The 25,637-nt window shown below is 70.8% G+C and carries 17 protein-coding genes and 3 pseudogenes; 7 read left to right on the top strand and 13 right to left on the bottom strand.

The genetic code is table 11. The annotated features are described in order from the left end of the window. Window positions 1-636: 636 nt before the first annotated feature. The gene (locus ACFXMF_RS21400; protein ID WP_360315402.1) at window positions 637-1,203 is read right to left on the bottom strand and encodes a dihydrofolate reductase family protein; all 567 of its coding nucleotides are present in this window, start codon (window positions 1,201-1,203) and stop codon (window positions 637-639) included. 129 nt (window positions 1,204-1,332) lie between these two features. Next, complete coding sequence (locus tag ACFXMF_RS21395) at window positions 1,333-1,461, bottom strand: hypothetical protein (protein WP_379988133.1); 129 nt, start codon at window positions 1,459-1,461, stop codon at window positions 1,333-1,335. Between the two features lie 658 nt (window positions 1,462-2,119). Here ACFXMF_RS21395 and ACFXMF_RS21390 point away from each other — a divergent pair. Continuing rightward, a complete protein-coding gene (locus tag ACFXMF_RS21390) occupies window positions 2,120-6,418 on the top strand; it encodes a molybdopterin-dependent oxidoreductase (RefSeq protein WP_380020721.1) in 4,299 nt (1,432 codons plus the stop codon). A 1,038-nt stretch (window positions 6,419-7,456) separates the two neighbouring features. Here the strand turns inward: ACFXMF_RS21390 and ACFXMF_RS21385 are convergent. The 4 genes and pseudogenes from ACFXMF_RS21385 to ACFXMF_RS21370 form a co-directional block, all read right to left on the bottom strand. Further along, window positions 7,457-7,882 (bottom strand): OsmC family protein, encoded by a 426-nt coding sequence (locus ACFXMF_RS21385; RefSeq protein ID WP_379988131.1) that lies wholly within the window; start codon window positions 7,880-7,882, stop codon window positions 7,457-7,459. Between the two features lie 259 nt (window positions 7,883-8,141). Continuing rightward, window positions 8,142-8,639: a hypothetical protein gene (locus ACFXMF_RS21380; RefSeq protein ID WP_379988130.1), complete on the bottom strand. Its 498-nt coding sequence runs from the start codon at window positions 8,637-8,639 to the stop codon at window positions 8,142-8,144. Between the two features lie 1,251 nt (window positions 8,640-9,890). Further along, window positions 9,891-10,334, bottom strand: coding sequence for a pyridoxamine 5'-phosphate oxidase family protein (locus tag ACFXMF_RS21375; RefSeq protein ID WP_360315390.1), 444 nt, complete (start codon window positions 10,332-10,334; stop codon window positions 9,891-9,893). A 1,061-nt stretch (window positions 10,335-11,395) separates the two neighbouring features. Then, a pseudogene (locus ACFXMF_RS21370) lies at window positions 11,396-11,851 on the bottom strand (DNA polymerase beta superfamily protein); the annotation flags it as partial. A 503-nt stretch (window positions 11,852-12,354) separates the two neighbouring features. On the opposite strand from ACFXMF_RS21370, the gene ACFXMF_RS21365 reads away from it, so the two are divergent. Both ACFXMF_RS21365 and ACFXMF_RS21360 read left to right on the top strand, forming a co-directional pair. After that, entirely contained in the window at window positions 12,355-12,711 is a 357-nt protein-coding gene (locus ACFXMF_RS21365) for a metalloregulator ArsR/SmtB family transcription factor (protein ID WP_360315384.1), read from the top strand. A 111-nt stretch (window positions 12,712-12,822) separates the two neighbouring features. Next, on the top strand, window positions 12,823-14,202 hold the full coding sequence (locus ACFXMF_RS21360; RefSeq protein WP_379988144.1) for an MFS transporter: 1,380 nt from the start codon (window positions 12,823-12,825) through the stop codon (window positions 14,200-14,202). Window positions 14,203-14,576: 374 nt separating this feature from the next. On the opposite strand, the gene ACFXMF_RS21355 is transcribed toward ACFXMF_RS21360, so the two are convergent. Continuing rightward, complete coding sequence (locus ACFXMF_RS21355) at window positions 14,577-15,119, bottom strand: hypothetical protein (RefSeq protein WP_360315380.1); 543 nt, start codon at window positions 15,117-15,119, stop codon at window positions 14,577-14,579. 799 nt (window positions 15,120-15,918) lie between these two features. Between ACFXMF_RS21355 and ACFXMF_RS21350 the strand changes: the two are divergent. From ACFXMF_RS21350 to ACFXMF_RS21340, 3 genes and pseudogenes are all read left to right on the top strand, one after another. Then, window positions 15,919-16,093, top strand: a pseudogene (locus ACFXMF_RS21350) (transposase); the annotation flags it as partial. A 344-nt stretch (window positions 16,094-16,437) separates the two neighbouring features. Next, complete coding sequence (locus ACFXMF_RS21345; protein WP_360315378.1) at window positions 16,438-16,563, top strand: hypothetical protein; 126 nt, start codon at window positions 16,438-16,440, stop codon at window positions 16,561-16,563. Further along, window positions 16,560-17,723 (top strand): methyltransferase domain-containing protein, encoded by a 1,164-nt coding sequence (locus tag ACFXMF_RS21340; protein ID WP_379988128.1) that lies wholly within the window; start codon window positions 16,560-16,562, stop codon window positions 17,721-17,723. Before ACFXMF_RS21345 ends, ACFXMF_RS21340 begins: the two co-directional genes overlap by 4 nt. 315 nt (window positions 17,724-18,038) lie before the next feature. Here ACFXMF_RS21340 and ACFXMF_RS21335 read toward each other — a convergent pair whose 3' ends face one another. The 6 genes and pseudogenes from ACFXMF_RS21335 to ACFXMF_RS21310 all read right to left on the bottom strand — a co-directional run. After that, window positions 18,039-18,689 carry a hypothetical protein gene (locus ACFXMF_RS21335; protein ID WP_379988127.1) on the bottom strand — a complete coding sequence of 217 codons (651 nt, stop codon included), beginning with the start codon at window positions 18,687-18,689 and terminating at the stop codon, window positions 18,039-18,041. A 1,410-nt stretch (window positions 18,690-20,099) separates the two neighbouring features. Continuing rightward, a complete protein-coding gene (locus ACFXMF_RS21330) occupies window positions 20,100-20,639 on the bottom strand; it encodes an RDD family protein (protein WP_379988126.1) in 540 nt (179 codons plus the stop codon). A gap of 785 nt (window positions 20,640-21,424) precedes the next feature. Further along, complete coding sequence (locus tag ACFXMF_RS21325; protein ID WP_379988125.1) at window positions 21,425-22,213, bottom strand: aminotransferase class IV family protein; 789 nt, start codon at window positions 22,211-22,213, stop codon at window positions 21,425-21,427. A gap of 119 nt (window positions 22,214-22,332) precedes the next feature. Beyond that, window positions 22,333-22,875, bottom strand: a complete 543-nt coding sequence (locus ACFXMF_RS21320) for a heme-binding protein (protein ID WP_360315358.1) — start codon at window positions 22,873-22,875, stop codon at window positions 22,333-22,335. 508 nt (window positions 22,876-23,383) lie between these two features. After that, a complete protein-coding gene (locus tag ACFXMF_RS21315) occupies window positions 23,384-23,566 on the bottom strand; it encodes a hypothetical protein (RefSeq protein WP_379988146.1) in 183 nt (60 codons plus the stop codon). A 110-nt stretch (window positions 23,567-23,676) separates the two neighbouring features. Then, a pseudogene (locus tag ACFXMF_RS21310) lies at window positions 23,677-24,164 on the bottom strand (transposase); the annotation flags it as partial. Window positions 24,165-24,351: 187 nt separating this feature from the next. On the opposite strand from ACFXMF_RS21310, the gene ACFXMF_RS21305 reads away from it, so the two are divergent. Continuing rightward, a complete protein-coding gene (locus tag ACFXMF_RS21305) occupies window positions 24,352-25,032 on the top strand; it encodes a hypothetical protein (RefSeq protein ID WP_379988124.1) in 681 nt (226 codons plus the stop codon). Window positions 25,033-25,637: the final 605 nt, after the last annotated feature.

Raw genomic sequence — 25,637 nt, 5'->3', positions numbered from 1 at the left:
GGTGTGACCTTCCGCCCGGTCACGGTGATGGCGCCGGGGCCGATGGTCACCGTTCTCTTGCTCGGCTTGCGCAGGAGAATGTCCGATGGCACGGTGTGGGGCCATGCCCCGACACCGTGCCATCGCATGCCTTCCGGTGCGCGTCGGTACTCGACCCGCCTCCGGGCGGTCACTCCACGCGCAGCCCCTCGGGTCGCATCAGGCGCCACAGGGCGGGCAGGCTCGACACGGTCACCGCCACGACCGCGGCGCGGCCCGGAGCGGTCATCGCCGCGACGAACCCCGGTTCCAAGCGCGGGCGTTCGCCGAACACCGCCGGCGACAGCCACCCGACCGAGGCCCCCGGCCGGCGTGAGAGCCGGTCCCAGCACCATCGGCACTGCGGCTTGGGCCAACAGCCACAGCGCCATGGTGTGGTGCGGGGTCCCGAGCGCGGCCGTCGCGGCCGGCGGGCGCCGTCGTTCCCGCATCTGTTCGAGTGACGAAACGAGCATGCCCGCGGCGACCGGACCGAGCGTCGGTGTCGCCCTGGCGAGAAGCCTGCGGCGGATGTTCGTGAACATGCGAAGGTCAACCCGCCAGGCGATCCGTCACCGACCTCCGTGGGCAGTACACCTGGCGCGTGGGTGCTGCTGCTCAGCGCCTCGTCTCGTACCTGGTCAGGACCACGCCGCCGGGAAACGTCCGCGTCTCCACCAGGTTCAGGTTCACCCAGCTGTCCAGCGCGGTGAAGAACGGCGTGCCGCCGCCCACCAGGACCGGATGGGCGGCGATCGCGTACTCGTCGATCAGCCCGGCGCGCATGGCCGCCCCGGCGAGCGTTGCGCCGCCGATGTTCATCGGGCCGCCGTCCTCGGCCTTGAGCCGGGTGATCTCGGCGATCGCGTCGCCGGTGACCAGGCGGGTGTTCCAGTCGACCCTGTCGATCGTCGAGGAGAACACCACCTTCGGCGTGTCCCGCCAGTTCCGCGCGAACTCGATTTCCGCCGGGGTGGCGTCGGGCTGCTGGTCGCCGGTCGGCCAATAGGAACTCATCGTCTCCCACAGCTTGCGCCCATACAGCGACAGGCCACTCTCCCGCTCGTGGTCGAGCCACCACTGGAACAGCTCGTCGCCCGGAGGTCCGCCCCAGCCGATGTCGTCGCCGGCCGCGGCGATGTAGCCGTCCAGGGTCAGGTTCATGCCGTAGATCAGTTTTCGCATGGCTCAGCCTTCCGTCCGTGGGTGTCCGGCGTATTGACCGGCGCGGCGTGGGAAACTCATCGGTGCGCGATCCGGGTTCGCCGGCCCTCGTGCTCGGGGCCCAGCGTGCGATGGCCTTGAGCGGGATCCTCAGGTCGCTGTGGGCGGTGTGTGCCGGTGCCGCGCCGCGAGGTACCTGCGGCGCCGGTCACGCCGTTCGCGGGCGATGACCCGTAGCTTGACGAAGTCGGCGAGCAGGGCGGGATCGCGCTCGGTCATGAACCGCGCGAGGAACCGCTCTTCGTCCTCCTCGGATTCCTTGCCCCGCCGCCTTCGGAGTCCTCCTCGGCCGGCTCGCCGGCTGGGTCCCGGACATGCTCACCACCCCTCGTACCCAGCGGCAGCGGCGTCAGGCTCACGGCCCCCACGGACACGGACGCCAAGGGGGACGAGGCACCCGGAACGCAGGACGGTGAACGGTCCCTGAGCATCCGGCGAAATCGGGCGCGCCCGCTTGCACGGCCGTCGCCACCGGTGTGTGTCACGGGTGCCCGATGGTGGTGATCACGCCGCTCGGCCGGCGCGGGCGCCTGCCCTGCTGCGCGGCCGGCCGACCCCTACGAGACCGGCCCGGCCGAGACCGGCCCGGCCGAGACCGGCCCGGCCGAGACCGGCCCGGCCGACGATGTGGCGGTGGGTGTGCACGGTGGTCCGGGGGTGACCGGCGACCTGGCGCGAGAGGGTCGTCGGGCGTCCGCCTGTCCTGTCGTTCGTGTCGGTCGCCTCGGTGGGCTGCGGCCCTCACAGCCCGGGCCGGCATCGGGTGCGGTGGGTGTTACATGGCCGTGGCGTTGCCGGTCATGCCGGGGAAACAGGGCCTTTCTAGGTTGGCGGGGACGGGATCGACCCGCGCTGCTGGTCTGGAGGGGGCGTTCCTGTGGCGGAGCAGAAGGCTGTGGCGGGGCGGGTGCGGACGGTCTGTTCGTACTGCGGGGTCGGCTGCGGGATCGTGCTGGACATCGCCAAGGGTGCCGACGGGCGGCGGATGGTCGCCAAGTCCTCCGGTGACAAGGAGCATCCGGCCAACGGCGGACGGCTTTGCACCAAGGGTGCGACGCACGCGGACCTGTTGGCCGCCCCGGGGCGGTTGGCGACCGCGCGGGTCCGTCCCGGGCGGGGTGCCGAGCCGGTGGCCCTGGACGTGGATGCGGCGATCACGCAGGCTGCCGGGCGGCTGCGGGCGATTCTCGACGAGCACGGGCCGGACGCTCTGGCGCTGTACGTGTCGGGCCAGATGTCGCTGGAGGCGCAGTACCTGGCCAACAAGCTGGCCAAGGGTTTCCTGCGCACCAACCGGATCGAGTCGAACTCCCGGCTGTGCATGGCGAGCGCCGGCACCGGCTACAAGCTCTCCCTGGGCGCGGACGGGCCGCCCGGTTCGTACCAGGACTTCGAGAAGGCGGACGCGTTCTTCGTCATCGGCGCCAACATGGCCGACTGCCACCCGATCCTCTTCCTGCGGATGATGGACCGCGTCAAGTCCGCGGGCGCCAAGCTGATCGTGGTCGACCCGAGGCGCAACGCCACCGCGGACAGGGCCGACCTGTTTCTGCAGATCAAGCCCGGCACCGACCTGGCGTTGCTCAATGGCCTGCTGCACCTGCTGGTCGAAGGCGGCTGGACCGACCCGGCGTTCATCGCCGAGTACACCGAGGGTTGGGAGGAGATGCCCGGTTTCCTCGCGGATTACCCGCCCGCGAAGGTCGCCGAGGTCACCGGGATACCGGAGGACGACATCCGTCGGGCGGCTCGGTGGATCGGCGAGGCCGGGGAGTGGATGAGCTGCTGGACCATGGGCCTCAACCAGTCCACCCACGGCACCTGGAACACCAACGCCCTGGTCAACCTCCACCTCGCCACCGGCGCGATCTGCCGCCCCGGCAGCGGCCCCTTCTCCCTCACCGGCCAGCCCAACGCCATGGGCGGGCGCGAGATGGGCTACATGGGCCCGGGCCTGCCCGGGCAGCGAAGCGTCCTGGTCGAGGAGGACCGCCTCTTCATCGAGGACCTGTGGGGTGTGCCGGAGGGCACGCTGCGCACGGAGGTCGGCAAGGGCACGATCGAGATGTTCGAGCGCATGGCGGCCGGTGACATCAAGGCGTGCTGGGTCGTCTGCACCAACCCGGTGGCCTCGGTGGCCAATCGGCGTACCGTGATCGAGGCGCTGGAGAAGGCCGAACTGGTCATTACCCAGGACGTGTTCACCGAGACCGAGACCAACGCGTACGCCGACATCGTGCTGCCCGCCACGCTATGGGCGGAGTCCGACGGGGTGATGATCAACTCCGAGCGGAACCTCACCCTCGTCCAGGGGGCGGTCGACCCGCCGGGGCAGGCGCTGCCGGACTGGCAGCTCATCGCCCGGGTCGGGTGCGAGATGGGCTTCGCCGACGCGTTCACGTACGCCTCCGCCGAGGAGGTCTTCGACGAGCTGCGGCGGGCGTGGAACCCGAAGACCGGCTGGGACCTGCGCGGCGTCACCTACGAGCGGCTGCGCAGCACGCCGGTGCAGTGGCCCGCGCCGACGGTGGACGGTCCGGACCGCAACCCGATCCGCTACCTGAACGACGGTGTCAGCCAGACCCTGGTCGAGCGCCCGGACGGCAGCCGGCCCCGCCTGGCGTTCCCGACCGCGTCCGGGCGGGCCTCCTTTTTCGCCCGTCCGCACCTGCCTGCCTCCGAACTCCCGGACGACGAGTACCCGTTCGTGCTCAACACCGGACGTCTGCAGCACCAGTGGCACACCCTGACCAAGACCGGGAGGGTGGCCAAACTCAACAAGCTCAACCCCGGACCCTTCGTCGAACTGCACCCGCAGGACGCCACCGCGCTGGACATCGTGGCCGGCGACGGCGTGGAGGTGGCCTCGCGGCGCGGGCGGGCGGTGCTGCCGGCGGTGGTCACCGACCGGGTCCGGCCCGGCAACTGCTTCGCGCCGTTCCACTGGAACGACCTGTTCGGCGAGTACCTCAGCGTCAACGCGGTCACCAACGACGCCGTCGACCCGATCTCCTTCCAGCCCGAGTTCAAGGTCTGCGCGGTGACCCTCACCAGGACCAAGGCGCCGGTGCCCGTCCTCGGCCCGGTTTCCGCGACGGCAGGACCGGCGCCGGCTCCCGCGCCCGTCGCCGCTACCCCCGTCGCTGCCACCTCCGCCCCCGCCCCCGCCGCCGCCGAGCAAGGTGCCGTCACGACCCTGGTGCGTATGGAAACGAGTCCGGCCGTCTCGCCCGTCTCCGGCATCGCGGGCCTGTTCGGCCTGGCCGACCTGAGCGCCCCGGCCCTCGCCGATCACGAGCGCCGGTACCTGGCCGGTTTCCTCGCGGGGGTAGCCGCCGCACCGCCCGGCACGGCCGTGCCGACGCTCCCCGCCAGTGCCCCGTTCGAGGCGTCGAACCTCCTGTGGGTCGACGGTGTCCTGGCCGGTACGTTCTCCCGGACGCCGGTGCCGGTGCCGGGGTTGCCGGCGGCCCCGGGGCTGCCGGCGGCGCAGCCGACGGAGCCGACGTCGCCCGCTGCCGCGAGTGAGCCGACGCGGCGGGTCGTGGTGTTGTGGGCCTCCCAGACCGGCAATGCCGAGGACTTCGCCGGCACCATCGGCGGGCGCCTGGCCGACTCAGGCCGTCCGATGACCCTCCACAGCATGGCGGACCTCGGTCCTGCCGCGCTGTCGCCCGGCACGGACCTGCTGGTGATCACCAGCACGTTCGGCGACGGAGAAGCGCCGGACAACGGGTCCGATTTCTGGCAGGCCCTCAGCGCTGCCGACGCCGCCCGCCTGGAGGACGTTCGGTACGCGGTGCTGGCTTTCGGCGACTCCGACTACGCCGACTTCTGCGGTCACGGCCGCCGTCTCGACCAGCGCCTCGACGAGCTCGGAGCCGTGCGTCTGCTGCCCCGTGCGGATTGCGAGCCGGACTACGAAGAGCCCGCCGCACGGTGGCTGGACCAGGTGATCGCCGCCCTCGCGACCCCCACCGAGCCGAGCGCGGCTCCTGCGGTCGCAGCTCCTGTTGTGCCAACGGAAGGCGCTGCGGGCGCTGCGAGCACGGTGCGGCCGAGCAAGGCCGCCCCGTACGCCGCCCGGCTGTCCGGCAATCGGCTGCTCAGCCTGCCCGGCGCGGGCAAGGAGATCCGCCGCTTCACCTTCGACCTCGGTGACAGCGGCGTGGAGTACGAGGCCGGCGACGCCCTGGGGATATGGCCGGTCAACTGCCCCGACCTGGTGGCGGAGTGGCTGGCCGCCACCGGTCTGTCCCCGGACGCCGAGGTCCTCCTCCCGGGCTCGGAACCCATGCCGTTCGCCCAGGCGCTCCATCGCCACCTGGACATCACCCGCATCACTCCCGACCTGCTGCGTTTCACCACCGAGCGCACCGGCGACCGCGAACTCAAGCACCTGATCCGCCCGGACAACAAGGACGGCCTCGCGAAGTGGACCTGGGGCCGGCAGGCCGTCGACGTCCTCACCGAGTTCCCCGTCCGGATCGGTGCCCAGGAATGGACCGAACTGCTCAAGCGGCTGCAACCGCGCCTGTACTCGATCTCCTCCAGCCCCCTCGCCAACCCCCGCGAGGTCGGCCTGACCGTCTCCGTACTGCGCTACGACGGCCCATCCGGCCGCCCGCGCAAGGGCGTTGCCTCCACCTTCCTCGCCGACGCCGAACCGGGCAGCGAGGTGCCGCTGTACGTCCGGCGCTCCACCCACTTCCGCCCGCCGGCCGACCCCGGCACCCCCGCGATCATGGTCGGCCCCGGCACCGGGATCGCCCCGTTCATGGGCTTCCTGGAACAGCGCCGGGCCCTCGGCCACCACGGCGGCAACTGGCTCTTCTTCGGCGAGCAGCGCAAGGCCACCGACTTCTACTACCGCCACGAACTGGAGGAGTTCCACCGCCACGGCACCCTGAGCCGCCTCGACCTGGCCTTCTCCCGCGACCAGCGCAACAAGGTCTACGTCCAGGACCGGATGCGCGAACACTCCGCCCAGCTGTGGTCCTGGCTCCAGGACGGCGCCCACTTCTACGTCTGCGGCGACGCCGGCCGGATGGCCAAGGACGTCGACCGCGCCTTGCGCGAGATCGCCATGGCCCAGGGCGGCCTGAACGAGGACGAGGCAGCCGCGTACGTCAAGCAGCTCGCCGCCGACAAGCGCTACGGCCGCGACGTGTACTGACCTCGCACGGCCGGGAGCGCACCGTCGGTGTCAAGCCCGGCGCACGGTGCCACCCCGGCGGATCCGGCCGGAGCGCGGGACTCGGGCGTAGACCGGGCGCAGGGTTGTGGTGTCGCGGGGCAGGTCGCTATTTGTTCTTCGAGAGCTCTCCCAACTGCCCGGGGATGTCCGAGCGGATGCCTCGAAACGGCGCCGATCGTTGCCGGTGCCTACCAAGGAGAGCTTTTCGAAGGTCGAGATGAAACGGGTCAGGGACGGGGCCGCACGCACGGTGAGGCAGGCTCGGCTGCGGATCGACGAGAAGCTCGGCGTGCTGCAGCGCCGGCGGGGCGGGGAGTATGCGGCCGGAGCCGAGGACTGGCACCGGGGCAAGCCGCTGGACCATCTCGCCCCGCGCCCGAGGCGCCCACGGTCTCCTGCAGCATCAGGTACATCCGATGTTCGGTGGCGCCCATCGCCACATGGGCGGCGCTGTCCAGCCGGTCGAAACCCGAACTCGACACGACCGGGGCGGTGTTGTCCCCGCTCGGGGGGATCTACGACCCGGGCGGCATGGGCGCGACGCGGTCGGGATCGGCCCGGCCCCGGGGTTTGAGGCGACGTTCCGCAACAACGCGGCGTCGGGAATGTCGTCATCCGATCCCCACCGCTCCCGACGGACGCCGTGACACCCGCGAGCAGGTCGGCAAGTGCCGGTCCCACCTCACGATGTTGGCGAACGCGGGCGCGGAGGCGGCGGCCCGGACTTGCCTCGCCCTGCGGTGTCCACCGACGCGGGCGGGACGGCCGGGGCGGACCCGTCGGGGACCGGGCGGCGGGACAGGCCCCGATGTCGGTGCGGGTCGCACGGCGCCGTGGGTGACGTGGAACGGCGGCCCGCCGCCAGGCGCGACGAGCCGCCCTTGGTGACCCGCAGACGTGTGTCGTGTCGGGGCGAAGTCCCCAGGCTCCGTGCGGAGTCGGGTCATCGGGTGGGGCGGCGCCCGCGCGCCTGCGCGGGGCCGGTCGGAGCGGGTGTTCGTTCGGTTCGGATCCGGCTCAGGCGAGGCCGGCCGTGAGGGTGATCGCGACTCCGGTGAGGGCCTGGCTGACGGGGCAGTTGGCCTTGGCGTCCTCGGCGGCCTTGACGAAGGCGGCCTCGTCCAGTCCGGCCACCCGGCCGACGACGGTCAGGTGGATGCCGGTGATGCCGGTGCCCGGCTGGAAGGTGACGTCGGCCTTGGTCTCGAGTTTGGTGGGCGGGGTGCCGGCGCCGGTCAGACCGTGGGAGAGGGCCATGGAGAAGCAGCCGGAGTGGGCGGCGGCGATCAGTTCCTCGGGGCTGGTCTTCCCGTTCGGGGTCTCGGCGCGCGCCGGCCACGACAGGGGGTATTCGCCGATGCCGGAGGAGTCGAAGGTGACGAGGCCCTTCCCATCCAGGAGGTTGCCTTCCCACTCCGTGTGGGCGGTGCGTGTGGTTGCCACGGCGAATCCTTCACTTTCGGGTAACTCGACGATGTTCGGCCCGATTTGCGGGCCTGGTCATCCGACCACATCGCGAGCACGCTCCGCAAAGTCCCGGTTGCACCCATCGGGTGAACCATCCTGCGGCGAGCGAGCCGAGAACGGCCGGCGGGGCGGCGGATGACGGCGTCGCGGGTCCACGTGCGCCGGCGTCGCCTTGCGCAAGCGGCGCCGTGTCGGGCCGGTGGGGGGCGGCGTTCCTGTCAGGCTCCCCGATAGGTCAGGAGTACCAGGACGCCTCCGTTGGGCGTGACCGCCGGGGCACCTCCCGGGTGGGCATGGGCTTGCGTTCGCCATCAGCGAGCAGGATGCTCACCGGATCGCCGCCGAGAGCGCCCGGGAGCGTCACTTCGACCTCGATGCCGCAGGGCGGGTCGGTGGGCAGGATCGCGGTCATCACTTGCGTTTGGACGCGGTGGCCGTGGACGCGGGCGGCGGCGACCTCTTTCCCGTCCACGAGGAGCTCCAGTTCCCGCGTCCTGCCCATCCGCAGGCCCACGGTGACCGAGCAACCGGCGTGCTCGCAGTGAAAGTGATACTCGCGGCTCATGATCGCCTTCCCCGATCGCCGGGCGAAAAGGTCTCTCCACTCCATCGTGGCACCGGGCAGCAGCCGCGTCATCCGTGGATCCGCCCCGTGATCGTCCACGTGCTCGTGGCGTGTCAGGAGGGGGCAATGGGCGGCGTCGTCGACGGCGGTCGTGAGGTCGCGGGACATGCGGGGACTGTCGTCCGGGTGACGGCGGAGACGACCTTGCGGTTCGTGTCGGCGTCGATGGTGATCGTGGTTCGGACGCCGGTCACGTCTTGCTTTGCAAGGGTGGGGTGCGGAACATCCCACACGGGATCACACCGCGACGCCGCACGGGGGGTCGGGTGCCGGTTGCGACTCGGTCCGCGACGGCTGGTGCGGGCCGGATGGGATCAGGCGTACGACTGGTCGAGGTCGATCAGGCGGACGTCGTCGCGGGCGTCGGCTTCGTGACGGAGGCGGTCGGTGAAGCGTGTGGCGCTGAACCACGCGAGGACGCATCCGGTTGTTTCCAGTCCGCGGCCGGTGAGGACGTCGCGGGCACGAGTCAGGCGTTGGAGGTAAGGCAGCCCGGTTGTGGTTCCCCATTCGACTTCGCCGAGCAGCGCGACCCTGGACGGGTGGGCGCTGGTGCCGGCCGCGACGATTGCCGCGTCGATCTCGACGGAGGTGCGGGAGGACGGGTCGGTGACCGCTCACGCGCTGACGTGCCCCAGGGGTGCGCCGGCGGGGTCGGCGCCGGGACTGAGAAGGTGGTCGCGGCACACGGCCTCGAAGTGGGGTCGGCGCTGTTCGTGGTGCTGCGCGGCGCGTCCTGCGCGGGTAGGACGTGCGCCGTGTACGACGGGCTGCGCGCGGCTGTTCGGCGCCGACCCGCAGTGGCCACCCTCGTGACCCCGACGAGTCCGGACGCGGTGGGAGTTGTCCTGGATACCGGTGGCAGCAGGTCCGGCGCGGCTTGCGTATCCCCAGCCGTCAGCGTGAGCCCGAGCGGCGGGAGAAGGTCGGTGGGTTCGCGGCCCGCAGCGCCGAGTTCGGGGTCGTTTGCTGCCGGTCGGCTCGCGGCCGGCGTGGACCGGACGGCGTCCAGGTCGCAGTCCCACCGCGCCGGCCGGTCCTCGCGTCCCGTCGGTGCCGCCTCGAACAGGCGCGCGACCATTTCCGTCGGCCACTCCCCATCGATGTTCGGCTCCGGAGCGCCGGTCTCGTCCTCGTACTGCCCTGCGGAGAACCGGAGTTCCGGCAGGTCGCCCCTGTCCTTGACGGAGTTGTGCCAATGCGTCCAGACGACGTGCTCGCCGTCGATTTCGACCGTCACGTACAACGCGCCACGGCATTCCTCGACGCACCCGGTTCGAGCGAGGCGAACCTCGTGGGGAGTTGCCGTCGTCCGCAACGGCGCGCCCGGACCCGCCACCGGATGGCGTGGAGTCGCTCCTATCGGCCCTCGTGCGTCACTCTGAAGTCGAAGGTGTGCCACCATTCCGGCCGCATGTGGATCGTGATGTAGCCGGCAGCGGTCTTTTCCGTCGCGTCGATGTAGTCGGTGGCGCGGTCCGGGCCCATGTATCGGGCGGCCAGGTCGAAGCGCTCCTGCCTCGGGGTCGGTGCGATCCCGGTCACCGGGCCCTCCACCGACACGTACCGGTAGTCGTCGACTTCGGCCACCTGCGCGCACAGCGCGAACCGGCCGGCCTCCTCGATGAGCCGGACCTTGCGCAGGCCGGGGGCCGTGATCACCTTGACGAGTCCGCCCGGCCGGTACTCGTACCAGATCGGGACGGTCAGCGGAGCACGCCCCGCTTCGGCCGTGACGCTCAGGACTCCGACACGCGGCTCTGCGAGGAAGGCATCTCGTTCCTCGTGGGTCATCGGACGCATGACCGTCAGGCTAGCGTCATGTCGGGCTGCCGAGGGATAGGCAGGCGGGTTCGCCTCGGGTGTGGTCCCGGCGACGCTGCCCTCGGTACTGCCCGCCCCTGCTCTCGGCCCGAGCCGACCGGCACCGCCGTACCGCCGACGCCCCCTCGGTCGCCCGAACGCGAGGCCCGACTGAGGCGAAGCAAGGCCGAGGCCGCACCGGCGTGGCGCGGGAGAGCGGCAGCGGCAGGGGAGCGCCGTCTCGAACTCGCGTGCGCCCGGCGGACGTCGGAAGACGAGGAGGATCGCGTCCGCGCCGAGCAGGCATGGCTTCGGCAGGCCGCCGATCAGGAGCGCCGTGCCCGTGAGCGGGCCGGGGAGCGGCCGCCGCGTGGTGGGACCGGCTGTCCCCGGAGCGCCGCGAGGAGTTGTTCGCCACGCCGGGACTTTGGAGCCGATCGTCAAGGGCGCCGATCATGCGGAGGAACGGATGCGGTCCGTCCTGGCCAATTGGATCCAGCCCGTCGTCCACGGGAGTGAGATCCTCCGGATCCCCTCGACCGAGCAACCGGGCCGCGCTACTGGACGATCGCCGTCCCCCGCACGGTCCTGACACAGCACGCTTACGTGGGCGCCCAAGGCAACGACATGAGCTTCCGCTTCCCCATCCGCCGTGACGGGGACGCGGACCTCGCTCGGCGGTGCGGGATTCACCGGGGTCTCGGCGATGCCGACCTTCAACGGTTGTTTGACCTGCGGGGCGGCTCCGGGTCGTGCCGACGGTTCGAGCGGGCGCTGAAGTGGGCCACGCGGAGACAGGACGATGCCGGGAGTGGGTTGCTGCTTGCCGCGCCCGATGATGCGTGGACGGCGCTGCTCGACGTCGTCGCGAACGTGGTGGCGTATGCCGTGGGTGTAGCGGCGTACCTACGTAGCCGGCCATGCACCGCCGCGGAAGCGTTCCGGCGCGGCGACGTCGCTGTCGGGTAGGGGTGCCGCCGCACGTGGTGCACTTGGTTGCGTGGACGACCAAGGGGAAGCCTGATGGGCCGAGTTGCTTCACCTGTTGCGGAGGTGTCGATTCAGAGTTCGGCCAGGCGTACCTTCACCAGCAGGTCGTGGAGGGCATCGTGGCCCTGGGGTCGATCCGCGAGTGTGGATGCCTGGTGTGCGTCGTCCAGTGCTGCTTGCAGTCGTTCGATGTCCGCCCGGATCGTGTCCGGCGCCACCAGTTCGTGCACGGCCCCGTGCTCCGCCGCGCGTTTCGCGGCCGTCAGGTCGTCGAGGTATGCCGGCGCGATGGTCGGGTGCAGGGCGGCGAGTTGGCGCAGGTCGGCGATCACCAGACCCGTCCTCATCAGGTGGATCCCGGTCAACAGCACGCGGAACGTGTAGAGCAGCGGCTTGAGTTCGCCGTTGCGGTCGAACAGCCGTGACTGGGTGCGGGCGAACCCGGCGTAGTGGTGCGCGTGGTGTCGGGTCACAAGTCCCGGGGCGAGGGCGACCAACTCGGCGTGCGCCGGGGTGGTGCGTCGAACACCTCCGGCTCGGCCTGAGCGACGCCCCCGAGCCCGAGGAAGAGGAGCCGGTGGCCGCCGCCCCGAGCACCTGACCGCCCCCGGCACGACATGCGACGCTCCCCTTGCGGAAGGGAGGGAGGCGCGGGGGCACGTGGACCTTCTGGACGCTCGTCCCCGGATCGCGGCGACCCGCGCGCGCCCGGGGCCGGCCCACGGCCCGACCGACCGGGGCATCGGCGTACGCACCATTGCCTACGCAGTGCTCGCGTGCGGCCCGGCGCCCGATGGCCCGGCACAAACCCGGTCATCGCCTCGGTGCTCCTTCCACGCCGGCGACCCGGAACCCGGCGCGAGACCTGCCGCTGCCCCTCGACGTCCCGGGCACGAGGGGTCCACCGTCGTCGGCCTCGAACGTCCACGACCGCTGCGCGAAGTCGCCCGGGACCGGGCGCGAACCGGACCTATCCCCACGGCCGGCCGCCGGCACCGGGAGCGGCGACGATTCGCCCTACGATGTGTACATGAGCGTGGACGAACGTCTCGCAGATGCAACCTCTGCGCAGAAGCCGGACGAAGGCGAGAGGCTGGACGTCGCCGCGTCCATCCTGGCCCTGCTCGCGGATCGCACCCGCCTGGCGCTGTTGTACCGACTCGGTCGGGGCGAGGCGGACGTCACCACCCTGATCGAGGCATGCGAGGCGCCCCGCCCCTCGGTCAGCCAACACCTCGCCAAGCTGCGCCTGGCCGGTTTGGTCACCACCCGCAGGGACGGTCGCCGCGTGGTGTACTCCCTGCGCCACGGCCACCTGCGACGTCTGGTGGACGAGGCCCTGAACGTCGCGGACCACGAGATCCGGACCCTTCCGCCCCACGACTGACCCGGCCGCCTCACTGAAGGGACCCGCTGCGCCGTCGTCAACATGTGCACACGTATGCACGTGATGGCTATGATGGTTTCGTCCTTCGACACCGCCGACCGGGACGGGCCGATGCTGGTCGTACTGCGCAACCGCACCTACCGCCACCTGTTCACCGCGCAGGTCGTCGCCCTGCTGGGCACCGGCTTGGCCACGGTCGCGTTGAGTCTGCTCGCGTACGACATAGCCGGGGACGACGCGTCGGCGGTGCTGGGCACCGCGTTGGCGATCAAGATGGTCGCCTATGTCGCCATCGCGCCGGTGGTCGGCGCGGTCGCCGACCGGATCCCGCGCCGCGTGTTGTTGGTGGTGACGGATCTCGTCCGTGCCGGCGTCGCGCTCGCGCTGCCGTTCGTCACCCAGGTCTGGCAGATCCACCTCCTGATCTTCCTGCTCCAAGCAGCGTCGGCGGCCTTCACCCCGGTGTTCCAGGCCACCATCCCCGAGGTGCTGCCCGCCGAACGCGATTACACGAACGCCCTGTCGATGTCCCGGCTCGCCTACGACCTGGAAAGCCTGTTCAGTCCGGCCCTGGCCGCCGGGTTGTTGGCCCTGCTCTCCTACAACTGGCTCTTCGTCGGGACCACCGTCGGATTCGTCTCGTCGGCCGCGTTGGTGGTGTCGGCCGTGCTGCCCAAGCCCGTTCCCGTCGAGCGCACCGGCGGCATCCACGCCAGGGCCGCGTTCGGCATCCGCCTGTTCCGGGCCACCCCTCGGCTGCGAGCCCTGCTCGCCCTGGACCTGGCGGTCGCGGCCGCCGGAGCGATCGTGTTCGTCGACACGGTGGTGATGACACGCGGGCACTTCCACCGCTCCGCCGGAGCCGTGTCCGTGGCTCTGGGGGCCTACGGTGCCGGGTCCATGGTTGCGGCCCTGCTTCTGCCCCGCCTCCTTCGTCGCTTCACCGACCGTGCGGTGATGCTGTCGGCGGCGCTCGCCCTGCCGGTGGTCCTGGTCGCGGTCGGGGTGATCACCGCCGGCGCACCCGACACCCGGTCGTGGATCCTGATCCTCCTGGCCTGGGCGGCCGTCGGCGCGGCGTGTTCGGCGGTCCTCACACCGGGCGGACGGGTGATACGGCGCTCCGCCGGCGACGCGGACCTGCCCGCCGCGTTCGCCGCCCAGTTCTCCCTCTCGCACGGCTGCTGGCTGCTCACGTATCCCCTCGCCGGTTGGCTCGCGGCCGGCAAGGGGCTGTCGACCACCTCGGTCGTCCTGGGAGTCATCGCCCTGTCCGCCACCGCCGCCGCTGCGGCGAGTTGGCCCTCCCGGGACCCGGAACGGCTCGGCCACGTCCACCCCGATCTGCCTGCTGGGCACCCGCACCTGTCCGACGCCGTCCGGTCCGACGCCGGCTGGCGACACAGGCACCACTACGTCATCGATCGGCACCACCACCGTTGGCCCACCGGCGCTTCGGTTGCGGGCCGGCGGGTGGGCTCCGCCCGCTGAACGGCCCGGAGCCGATGGTTCCAGCGCGCCTCCAGTAGCTCGCGCAATGTCCGGTTCCGGTCGAGGTCGTCCGTGTCCACGGGGTCACCGTGACACCCGTGGCGGACGGGAGCGGCCCGCTTTCTCGAACCGTACGAACTCGTCACCCCCGCACCAGGCACCGCAAACCTCGATGGCGCCTCGCCGCCACCACCGCCCGAACCGCCCGACGGCGACGACCACTTGGGGCGCGCGTTGCGGGACGTCGGGGTTCAGGCGGTGACGGACGCAGCAGTTCCCCGGCGCTCGGCATGCCCTGGGGCGACGCCCGTGCCGCGCGGTGGGCCGTGTTGCGCGGTGCGGTCGTGCGGCGGGCCCGGGCGGGCCCGGGCGGGTCAGAAGGTGAAGTCGGGCGAGGTCCACCCCTGGTCGCCGGTACAAGCAATGTCGAGTGAGTAGCCGTCGATGGTGGCGGACATCCTGAGTGACCAGTTCGTGGCGGTGGGCGTGCCGGTGGTGGTCTTCAACCGTACGGAGGTGCCCGGCGGGATCCTGGTGACCGTACGCAGCGGTCCGAACGTCTGGGGGACGCCTGGTGGGTTGAACGTGCCGGTGAAGTCCCACACGGTTCCATTCCCGGCCCCGGTCTGCACGGTGCGCACGGTCGTGGTGAAGATGTTCGGGGGGAACGACGCGGGGGAGGTGGGGACGGCGACCTTCATTCGCTGCGGGTATGGGGCGCCGGCGGGGTCCGACGTGACCAGTGTTGCACTGGTGCCCCACCAGCCGGACGTGCCGGAGGGGAGATCGAGACAGTTCATGGAGATGCTGCGGGCTTCCGGCGGCAGCGCCTGGGCGGTTCCGGACAGGGCCACAACGGCGGCGAACGCCCCCGCGACACCGGCCGTCGCCCCGGCGGTGAACGTGCGACGAGACATGAATCGATCCTTTCGAATATTCGTTGCCGAAAACGGATCCGCGCACGCTCACCCTCACCGCGCGCGGATTCCAGAAGTCGTGCCGTAATACACGCGATGCCCGAAAGGGGCACGCGCAGCGGTACGTACGAACGGTCGAAACACCGACACCAGGCCCCTGCTTCGGCCCGCGCGAATCGGTCGACCCCCACCGAATCGCCGTGCCAGTGACCGGAGTTCACGGAGACTCCATTCACCCCCCGGACGTCGACAGCGACGAGTAAAACCGCGACGATAAACGAAGTCAATACAAAAGGGGGAAGCAGATCCATCGGCCGCGGACCAGGCCCGCGAACACCCGCTATTCCACCGACCAGCGCGCAACGAAGTTGATCGTGGTGACACGTGACAATACGTTCGCCATTGTCGAACCGCCATACGGAATAGCCGTCGACCAGGACAATCGGGGCGCGATGTGTCGGTCGCGTCCGACGCATAGCCCGCATGTTGATCGGACTCGATGACGTCGACTGGGCTTCGATGGAGCAGGCGTACGGCTCCGCTGCGGAGGTTCCCGTGCTCCTACGGGCCCTGCGATCGGCCGACGCAGAAGACCGCGAGAGGGCGTTCGACAGGTTCCACAGCGTGGTCCACCAGTAGAACGGCGTCTACGAACCGACCGCCGCGAGCAGGCTGTTCCGGTTCGAGTCGGCCTGCGACGCCGCCAGACCCGACCGGGCCGCCGTCGCCGAAAGGCAGCGCCGCTGCGCCGACACCCTCGTGGCCCGCACCGTCGGCCCCACGTTGCGGGAGCGGTCCGATCATTGTGGGCCTGCCGGTCGAGGTGCTCGGCCGGATGTGCTCGGACCGACCGCGTCATGCGCCGGCCGACACCTTCGCGCGTCTACGACCCGAAGGGAGGCCGACTGCCCGAACACGGCGGCAAGTTCGTCTTCGGGCAGCCCGAGACCTGGGGCGAGCCGCAGGCCACGACACACGCCCGCTCCTGCGCCGAACTTTCGCTGCTCGCCCGATGATCCTGTGGCGCGCGGCCGATGTGCACGCGCCTTCGGGGGTGCGGGCACGGGGCGACGACTCGGCTCGGTGGGGGAGTTCGGGCACATCAGCGATCCAGAGGGCCCCACTGCGTGGGCCGAATGCGGATCGACGTTGTGGTGGCGCCGTCGTGGATGTGGACGTGGATGTGGACGTGGGCGGGTCCGGGCGCGGGGCGAGGACATGCGTTGCTTCGGCGACGTCGGGTGTTCGTCGGTTCCCCTCGGGATGTTGCTGCGTCATCATGAGACTCCGGAGCGTGACGATTCCGAGGAGGTGTGCGGTGGGCGAGCACAACAAGCCGGACCAGCCGTTGGACAAGGGTGACCCGCCTCCAGGGAACGGGGATGGTCGTGTTCCCAAGCCCGAGGATCCGAAGGGCAAGCACAAGAAGGACCGGCGGGAGTGAGCGCCGGCCCCGACGACATCGGTGTCCATCGCCGCCGTGCGCTCGCGATGATGGACACCGGCAAGGCGTGGCCGGAGGATTCCCCGTGGCTGCGGGAAGCCGTCCGGGCCCTGCCTCGCGACGAGTTCGCACCCGAGGCCCTGTGGACCTGGGACGGCCACGCCTGGCAACGCGTGCTCCGCGCGGGCGACTCGCAGGTCTGGGCTAGGCTCGTCCACGCCGGCCCCGACGACGCGACGATCACCGAGATCACCGGCGGTGTCCCGTCCTCGTCCCTGTCCTGCACCTCGATCGTCGTCGACATGCTCGACTCCCTCGACCTCCAACCCGGCCACCGGGTTCTGGAGTTGGGCACCGGCACCGGCTGGAACGCAGCCCTGATCGCCCACCGCGTCGGCCCCACCGGTCACGTCACCAGCGTTGAGACCGACCCGACCCTGGCCACCACCGCAGCCGCGACCCTGACCCGCGCCGCAGCGCGCGTCGACGTCCGGGCCGGCGACGGCACCCTCGGCTGGGTTCCGGCAGCCCCCTACGACCGGCTGATCGCCACCTACGCGGTCGACCGCGTCCCCCGCGCCTGGATCGCACAGACCCGCCCCGGTGGCGACATCGTCTTCCCGTGGACCCGCCTGGGCTACTTCGCCCTCACCACCGGCAAAGACGGCCGCTCGGCCACCGGATGGCTCCACGGCCTCGCTCAATTCATGAACGCCCGAGGCACCGCCACCACCCCCACTCACCGCGAGGTTCGCGCCGACCGCGATCCCGACCACGAACGCCCCTTCACCCGCGACCCGCGGCCCCTGCACGACGACGCCCACCTGATGTGGGCACTACGCCTGCGGCTGCCCGACGTGCTGTTCGACACCTCCGCCGACACGCACGGCGTCCACGCACGCCTTCACGACGGCGCCGGGTCCTGGGCGACGATCTCCACGCCGCCGACCGGGCGCGCAACCACCTTCCAGGGTGGACCGCGTCGCCTCGTCGACGAAGTCGAGACTGCCTGGGACGCGTGGACCGAGGCCGGCGCGATCGGCCTGTACGACCATGGCATGACCGTCACGGCCGACGATGAGCAGTTCGTCTGGGCGGGCGACCCCGACTCCGGCTCCCGATGGGCCCTTCCCGCTCCCGCGCCGATCACGATCGGGTGAGCCCGACACCCCTCGCGGCGCAGCCCGACGCCGTCGGGAACGCGCTCGGGGCCGGCAACGGCGTGACCCCCGGCCGCCGGTCCGGGTGGTCACGCAGGCGACGGGGCGGCCAGCCACGCGCCGGGTTCCCGCAGAAGGCGGCGCAGGCGGTTGCGCAAGTCATGGCGCGGCGAACCCGACCCGTCGACCCGTCCCCGTCACAAGGAGGCGGCTTGGTGCCCCGGCCCGGCAGCGGTCGTGAGCGTGGCGAGGGCGCCGCGTCATCGGCAAGCGGGGTTTCCTTTGCGTGGGGGCGTTGTGCGCTGTCCTGGAGAGTCAGGTGTTCGGGGCTTTGGAGAGGACGAGGCGGATCCAGAAGCAGGTCCAGTCTTCTTCGACCGACCGTGGGGAGGGGGTGTGGATCTCTGCTTCGGGCATGTACCGTCCGCGAGCCCCTTCGTGCCATCCGCAGGTCACCTTGTACGTGCCGGGTTCGGCCGAGAGCATGGTCGGCGGCCACGGGCCGATGTTGGTCTCGTGGGCGGCTGCCGCCGCCCAGACGACCACGATGTGGTCGCCGCGGATGTGGAGGTCGCCCGCGGCCGGCTCCTGCGTCGCGGCTGCGGTGGCTGCGCGCCGGCGGGGCGCCTGGGTCCTGCCCAGGGGAATCCATGAGCGTACGAGGAGGAAACCGTCGTCGGCGGTTGCGATCTCGGCTGTTCCCTCGCCGTCCAAGTCCCATATGAGACCGGTGTGTTCATGGTGGTCGCCGAAACGGATGACGGCGGCGTCCGCGTCGTCGGCCGCGGACATGGCTCGGGCGTAGTCGCAGGTGGGGTCGAGTTCGTAGTCGGGTCGGTGGACCGCGCCGCTCCAGTACGGGAAGGCGTCGGCGTCGCAGATCAGGAGCGGCCCGCCGAGGGTGCTTGCGGTGGACGGCGACCACGAGTAAGTGCGTTGTGGGGTGGATGCGTCTTTGCTTGTCATGCGGTCGTTGCCGATCGATGAAGGGGCGGTGGGGCCGGCCGGGGGCATGGTGTCTTGGTGATGCCGGAGAGTACTGGGCGGGACCGTCAGTGGCTGGGCGTGTTGCCGCCATCGGTTGTGTGGATCCTCCCGGTGAGGTCCGAGCCTGCGTGGGTGGGGCCATGGTGTGCGCGGCAATATGGCGCATGACCATCGCTACTGCCCACGGACGTGGTGGCGGCTCGCGGGCGATTTCGCTGAACAACTCGGCGGTGTCCGCGTTCGCGCCGGCGGTGAATCGGGGCTTCAGGAGGTTGAGTCCCGGATTTCGGGTGAAGCGAGATGCGACGCGGAAGCTGACAAGGGCTCTGCGGCAAGGGCGTCGAGATCGCGTAGCGGCCGTTCGGACGGATGCTCCGCGAGTACGGAGCGGATGGTTTCCCGCTGTTCGCGGCCCTGGGTTCGTCGGCCGCCTTGCGAAAGGAGCGGCCACACCTCCGACCAGGTTCGCCATCCTGCAGACTTCGCACGTCGAACCGATGCCCTTCCCGCAGGGGGCGAGCATGACCAGCCGATGCGTGGCCGCGAGCGCAAACTGCCCGGGCAGATGCTCCAACATCACCGAATCGTCGTGGCCTTCGCGCATGATCGTCCACCGGCGCGCCGCCGAGCACCTACGTACCCGCCGCGGCCCGCACCCGCGGCGGCGACCTGCGCGGCGCGATCTGCCACAGGGACCACAGCCTTCGAACGCGAGACGCTCCATCAAGGCGCCAAGCACCGGCCTCACCGGCCTCGATACCGTCCGCTGGGCCAACCGCTACAAGACCCGACGCCGCCACTCCCGTAGCGGCCAACTCAGCCCCACCACCTAGGAAGCCGAGCTTCGGACGATTTCACCTACACGCGCAAACGCCGCATGAGACGTGTCCTTACTCGGGGGGAAGGCCCAACCGCCGCTGGTACGGCGATTGGTATCCCATGGACGAGCCTTCCGAGAGTGTGAAGGCTCCGGCTGCATTCGTTGGCTGCCTGTCGAGACGAGTCTTCGACGCAGGACGGACGAGACGAAGCGCTGGATGCCATGGCTCGGATCGCCGAATCGGTCGACCTGGCCCACAGCATGGAGATCTTGCGGTTGGTCGCATGGCCGCTTCGGGACTACAACCTTCGTTGGGTTCCGGAAGCCATGGCCGACTCGATCAATCTCGTTCCGGCTCGACCGCAAGAAAGCCGACGCGAGAGCACCCCAGGTCGGCACCTCCAGACACCCGCGTGTCCACGTCTCCGTCGTGTTGGCGACCACGCGGGGCGCCGCTGCGTCGCCCGCGACTGGGGCGCTGCCGCGGGCTGCACGGTGTCGGCCTCCCGGCTCGCGGCCCGGTGCGCGGTCGGCGCGCGCTGTTCGCGGCGCGCCGACGCAGCCGTCGTTCAGTTCTTGATCACGACGGTCGAGCAGATCTTGTCGGCGAACGTCTGCTTCTTCTCGTCCCACGCCGGCCACAGCCAGCCGAGGTAGCACGGAAGTGTGTCGAGCATGTGTGCGAAGTAGCGCCCGAAGGACAGCCAGAAGCCGGTCGGCTGTCCGTCCCGGATGCGGACCACCCGAATGTCCACGACGCTTTTGCCGATCGTCTGTCCGGTCTTGCCCTGGCGGTAGCACTGCCAGAGGGCGAACAGCAGGACCAGTGCGGCGCCGGCCACGATGAGGGATATCGGTGCCGAACCGCCCTCGTACTCGGTGGTGATCGTGCCGTCGAAGTCTTCGTACTCCGTGGTCTTGTTTCCCACCCACAGAACGCCGCCGTACATGGGCGCCATGACCAGGGTGAAAATCACGCCGTCGATCAGGTATCCGCCGGCACGCCGGCCCCAGCTCGCGCAGTAGTCTCCGAGGTCCTGCGGGACGCCGTAGCCGAAGTTGTAGCTGCTGTAGTCGTAACCCCGGCCCGCCAGGTGAGTCTGGGACATGGGTGGCCCGGCCTGGTCGTAGCCGGCGGCCGGATTGCCGGATGCCGGCATTTGGCTCGGCGCCGTCTCGGAGGCAGGCGGGTCGTAAGGGGATGCCGGAGACAAGTGGGACTCCCTGGAAGGTTGCGTGCCGCGCACGCGAATGAGACGGATCCAGGCGAATCGACGCGCGGTGCCCGGGATCGGGCGGCGACGTCTTCCCCACCCGCCCGGGATCCCGTTGACGGCGGCAACTTACCCCGAGCGGTTGGCGATTGACAGAGGTTATTCGAGCGGGAGTGCGCTCCGGCCGGGAGACGGAACTCCCGAGGGGAACAACCGGTTCGAAGCACCACGGAAGCAACGGAGCACCGACACCACCGAGGTCACGCTGACCACGAGCCCGGCACGAACCACGATTTCGACGTCGAACCACGCTGCCGCGCCGCCCTGATCGGAGTGCGGGGGCGGAGTGGTCCTCGGCGTACGGTGCGTCCCGGAGCAGAGCGTCCGCCCGCGCTGCCGCTCGGGCGATTGCACGGGCCGTATGTGTCACACGGGTTGCCGCTGCGGCGCTTCCAAAGGATGATCCCGGAGTAGACGGCGATGTCCGTTCCGGGGACGAAGCCTTCGACCGTGTCGTTGCACCCCCGGCACCCGCGGCGTGTCGCAGCACGACTCCCGTGCGGATCGACGCTGTTCATGTCGTTGCCGAAGCGTTTACCAGGCCGTGTCCGGTGGATCGTCGGTGCGGTGCCTGTGCGTTGGCGGGCCGTTGGTCCGTTGATGTGCGGGTCTGTGGATGGTCAGATCCGGTCCCACACGATCGACGCGTAGAGTTCGCCGAGCGTTGCCGTCAGTGCGGTGTCGACCGGGATCGGTACGTCGTCGATCAGTCGGACCGGGGCGATGCCGCGCGAGTTCGTCACGAACGCCGCCCGGAAGGAGCCGACGTCGGACAGGTGGACCGGGCCGCGTCGGGAGGGCGACGGCCCGGTGGCGAGGGCCCGTTCCAGCAGTTGCATGGTGATGCCCTCGAGGACCGGCGCGTCGGGCCACAGCAGCGAAGTGCCGTCGTGGAACACGATATTGGTGATCGCGCCCTCCGCGACGACCCGGTCCGGCCCGGTCAGGAGCGCCTCGTCGAAGCCCTCGCGGGTGGCCTGCCGGCGAAAGTGCGCCTGCCCGAAGTCCCCCACCCGCTTGATGTGCGGCACGGCACGCAGATACGGGACGGACCGCAACGCCTGTGGCGTGGGCGGCATGTCGCCCGGTGGCCGCACGGTCACCAGGACCGCGGTCGCCCCCGCCTCGTCCGCGGCGAGCACGTGGACCCGCACCGAGGCGTCGGAAACGTCGTCGGCCAGCGCGTGCCGGATGTGACGCCGAATCAGGTCGCCGTCCAGGGCGCTGCCGAACAACTCCCGGTTGGCCGCGTCGAGCCGACGCAGATGATCGGCGAGGCCACGCACCCGACCGCCGCGCACCTGCATCGCGGTGAAGTGCCCGTATCCGCCCACGGCGACGGCGTGCAGCCGTTCCACCGTGGTGGGTCGGCCGTCGATCTCGACCCGTGACACCGTCGAAGCGCTCATGGCCCCGACAATAGCCGCCCCGCCCGCTGGACTTCCGGCCGCCGGCCGGGCCGGATCGCGCTTCGCGGCCGGGCCCGGGACGTTGTTCGACGCCCCGGCGAACCCGGTCGCAAACGCCGTCAGTGGCTGATCGCGTCGATGCCGGCCTGGGCGAACTGCTCGTCGAGCAGACCGCTGGGCGCGCCCGCGACGCCGATGCCGGCGATGGGGGTGTTGCGGTACACGATCGGCAGCCCGCCGGCCAGGAACAGGGTGCCGGGGATGTCGGCCAGTGTCGGGTTCTGCTCCAGCCGTCCGACCAGGACCGAGGTGGGCGCGTTGAACGACGCGGCGGTGTAGGCCTTCCGCCGCGCCGACTCGTAGGTGTGCGGTCCGGAGCCGTCGCCGCGCAGCTGCACGATGGCATTGCCGTCACGGTCGACGACCGCGACGCTCACGTGCTCCCCGGCGGCCTCCGCCGCGGCCAGGGCGGCGAGCGCGGCCGTGGTCGCGGCTTCCTCGGTCAGGTGATCGGTGGTGACGACGTAGTCGTCGTTCACACCACACGCCGACCCCTGGCAGCCCGTGGCGGTCGCGGGCGCGGCACCGGCCACACCGAACGCCAGGACGGCCGCGCCGACACCGGCGACCAGACGCGTACGCAGCGACAGGGAACTTCTCACGATCACTCCCGGAATCGGCCGCCCGGGAATCCGGGACGTTGTGCCGCCGACCATTCGAACAGGCGATTCGCCCCATGGTGCGCAACCCCGCCGCACGCTGCTCCGAACGGACCACAGCGTCGACACGCGCGGGAGACGCGCCCCATGCGGCCTGCCGCCAGTGGTGCTTTGTCGGGTGGTGGTGGTCGGTCTTCGTGGTCGTTGGTGTCGGGACAGTGCTCGGCGGCGGGTGGGGCGGGTCCGGTCCGACAGCGAGGGCAGGTTCGTCAACCAGTGGCCGGTCGGCGCCTCGGCGTCGGTCGACCACTCGGTAAGCAGAGTGAACACGTGCAGCACCCGGTCCCAGGCGGCGGTTTGGGCGAGCGGGCCGGGCATCCTCCCTGCCGGACGCACTTCGGTGGTGGCGAACCGCGATTGCATCGCGCCGCGCGAGCCCCGCCGCCAGACGACCTCGGTGAACGCCTCCCGCCCCGCGGCGACGGCGTCATCGACCAGCGACCGGCCCCGATCACGCGGCAGCGGAGCGGGCCCAGGCCCGAGAACGCGAGCGTCGACGGATCTCGTTGCCGGCGTGGGCGATCTCGTCCCCGCGCACCGCGACCGCGAAGTCCGGGCTGTGGAGGGCGAGTTTGTGTCGGAAGTCGCCGACCTGCCCGTAGCCGGCGTCGGCGGCGACCAGCGGCGGGACCAAGCCCCCACCCGGTCAGGGTGTCGATGCCGTCCAGGTCCAGACGCCACTTCTCGACATGCTCGACGTCGTCGGACTCCGGCCCGTGCGCATCGCACCGGATCGTCGGCCCACTCCTCGGGCAGGAACAACCGCCACTGCAACGGGCACGACATTGTGTCCGTCGCCGCGTGGATACTTACCCCCACCTGGCAGTTCGCGCGTTTGCCGAGCGCGCCGCAGTACTGCTGGGCGACGCCCTCCCGCACTTGAGGAACGACGTATCGTCCACCATCCACACCTCCGGGGCCATCACGTCACCCATCCGTTCCGCGACCCGCCGCAGCATCCGCCGGTGCTCCCACGGCGAGCCCGTGACGAACTGCTGCAACGCCTGCGCCTTCCCGTCCGGTAACCGCTCCGCCTTCGGCACGATCGACTTCCTGTGACCGTCCACCATCAACCCACGCAGACAGCAGGCGTCCCGATGCCGCGCATCCCGACGCGGAACCGACCCGAACAGCCCGAACACATCACCCACGAATGCCGCGAGTTCCTCCCGCAGATGTTCCACAGCCCGGAGGCCCACCACCCCACCACGCACTCGAAACGCGTGGGTCATGCAGCCCCGGTCGGGTGGGTCGGACACCGGGCTGCACGACAGGGAGGCGGAAAGAGCCGGCCGAGGCGCGAAACGACACTGTGGCTCCGGACGCGGCCCGTCGAAACCTGTCGCAGGTACCGGCTCTTCAGAGCCGCCTCCCGGCGGGCGGCGGGCGGTACGCTGCACTGCACATCGAGACACGGGGGTGGATCGTGATGCAGTGCTGACCAACCGGGTGGCCTATTCGGACCGCGTGGTGTGGCAGGGCGCCCGCAACGGCCGGGTTGCCGCAGGCATGGTTGCGGGGGTCGCTCTCCTGCTGTTCGCCGCCTCCCTGCTCTGCCTCGGCATGTCCACCACGCGCGGGCTGTCCTCGATACCCGTGATGATTCCCCCACTGGCCTTTGCCTGCGGCGGCCTGAGCTTCTTACTGGGGTCGGGTCGGCTCGCGCGCGTTCAGGCGAACCGGCGCTTCGAGATCGGCCCGGGCGCGCTCGTCCTTCATGATGCGGACGGCACCGTGCCGCTGCCCTGGGGCGCCGTCGCCGGGGTGACGTTGACGCTGCGCCCCGGCCCGGGTACGGATACCGGGAGGGTGCGTCTGGAGGTGCGGTTGCGCGACGGGACGCTGCACGACCGTTCGATGTACTACGTGGAAGAGGGCATGTTCCGGGCTCTTGCCCTCGACCTGTTCCCGGGACCGGCCGGCTGCGGAGTGCCGTACATCGTCCACGGATCACAGGTGATCACCGACGAGATCGCGGCCCTGGCGGCGAACGCGAGGCCGTCGATGCCGCCCCGGCCTCCGGCCCCGCCTCCCGGCCCGCCGACCTCGTCGCACGGACCCCGGGCCGTCCCGCCGCGTCCACCCGCGCCACCGCCGTGACGACGACGCCTCGCCGCCCCGTCCAGGTGCCGCCGGTCGGTGCTCGAAGGGGTTCCCACCGCAGGCGGATCCACGTCGCCGACCCCACCCGCGGCACCACGCCGAGCGCCCGCTACCGCAATGTGCAACGCCACCCCGTCGCCCACACCCGCGCCGCCCTCGTCGCGCTCCCGCGCCGACGAACACGCCTTCAGGACGTCGAGGCCCACGAGACCGGGGCCGTCCTCGTCTGCGTGTAGAAGCGGGCCCGCGCCCGGAACAACAAGCATGACGCTTCGGGCGGAATCGGCTCCGGTCGCACCGGCGTTGGTGGCTGTTTCCCCTGGCCACGCTCGGTGCCGGGTGGGGTGCATCGCCCATCGGTGCTTGGGCAGCTCCAACCATGCCCATTTACGGTCGGGTGCGACGGTGATGCCGAAGTCGTAGCCGTGCGACTGGTGTTCGTCATGTCATGCCGGAGCGGCGGAGACTACTGAGGTTTCCGAGCCCGATTGACGGTGTGTCAAATGAGGGGCCACCCAGATTGCCACTCGTCCACCGTGCCCGACGCCGCCGGGCGCGGGCCCGCGCCCGGCCGGGCAGCACTTCGCCCCGCCGGGTGACAC

It is taken from the genome of Embleya sp. NPDC059213 (genome assembly GCF_042754445.1).
In the GTDB taxonomy this organism is placed as follows: Bacteria; Actinomycetota; Actinomycetes; order Streptomycetales; family Streptomycetaceae; genus Embleya.
Note: the sequence above shows the minus strand (reverse complement) of the source record. Positions and strands in the feature narration are given on the sequence as shown.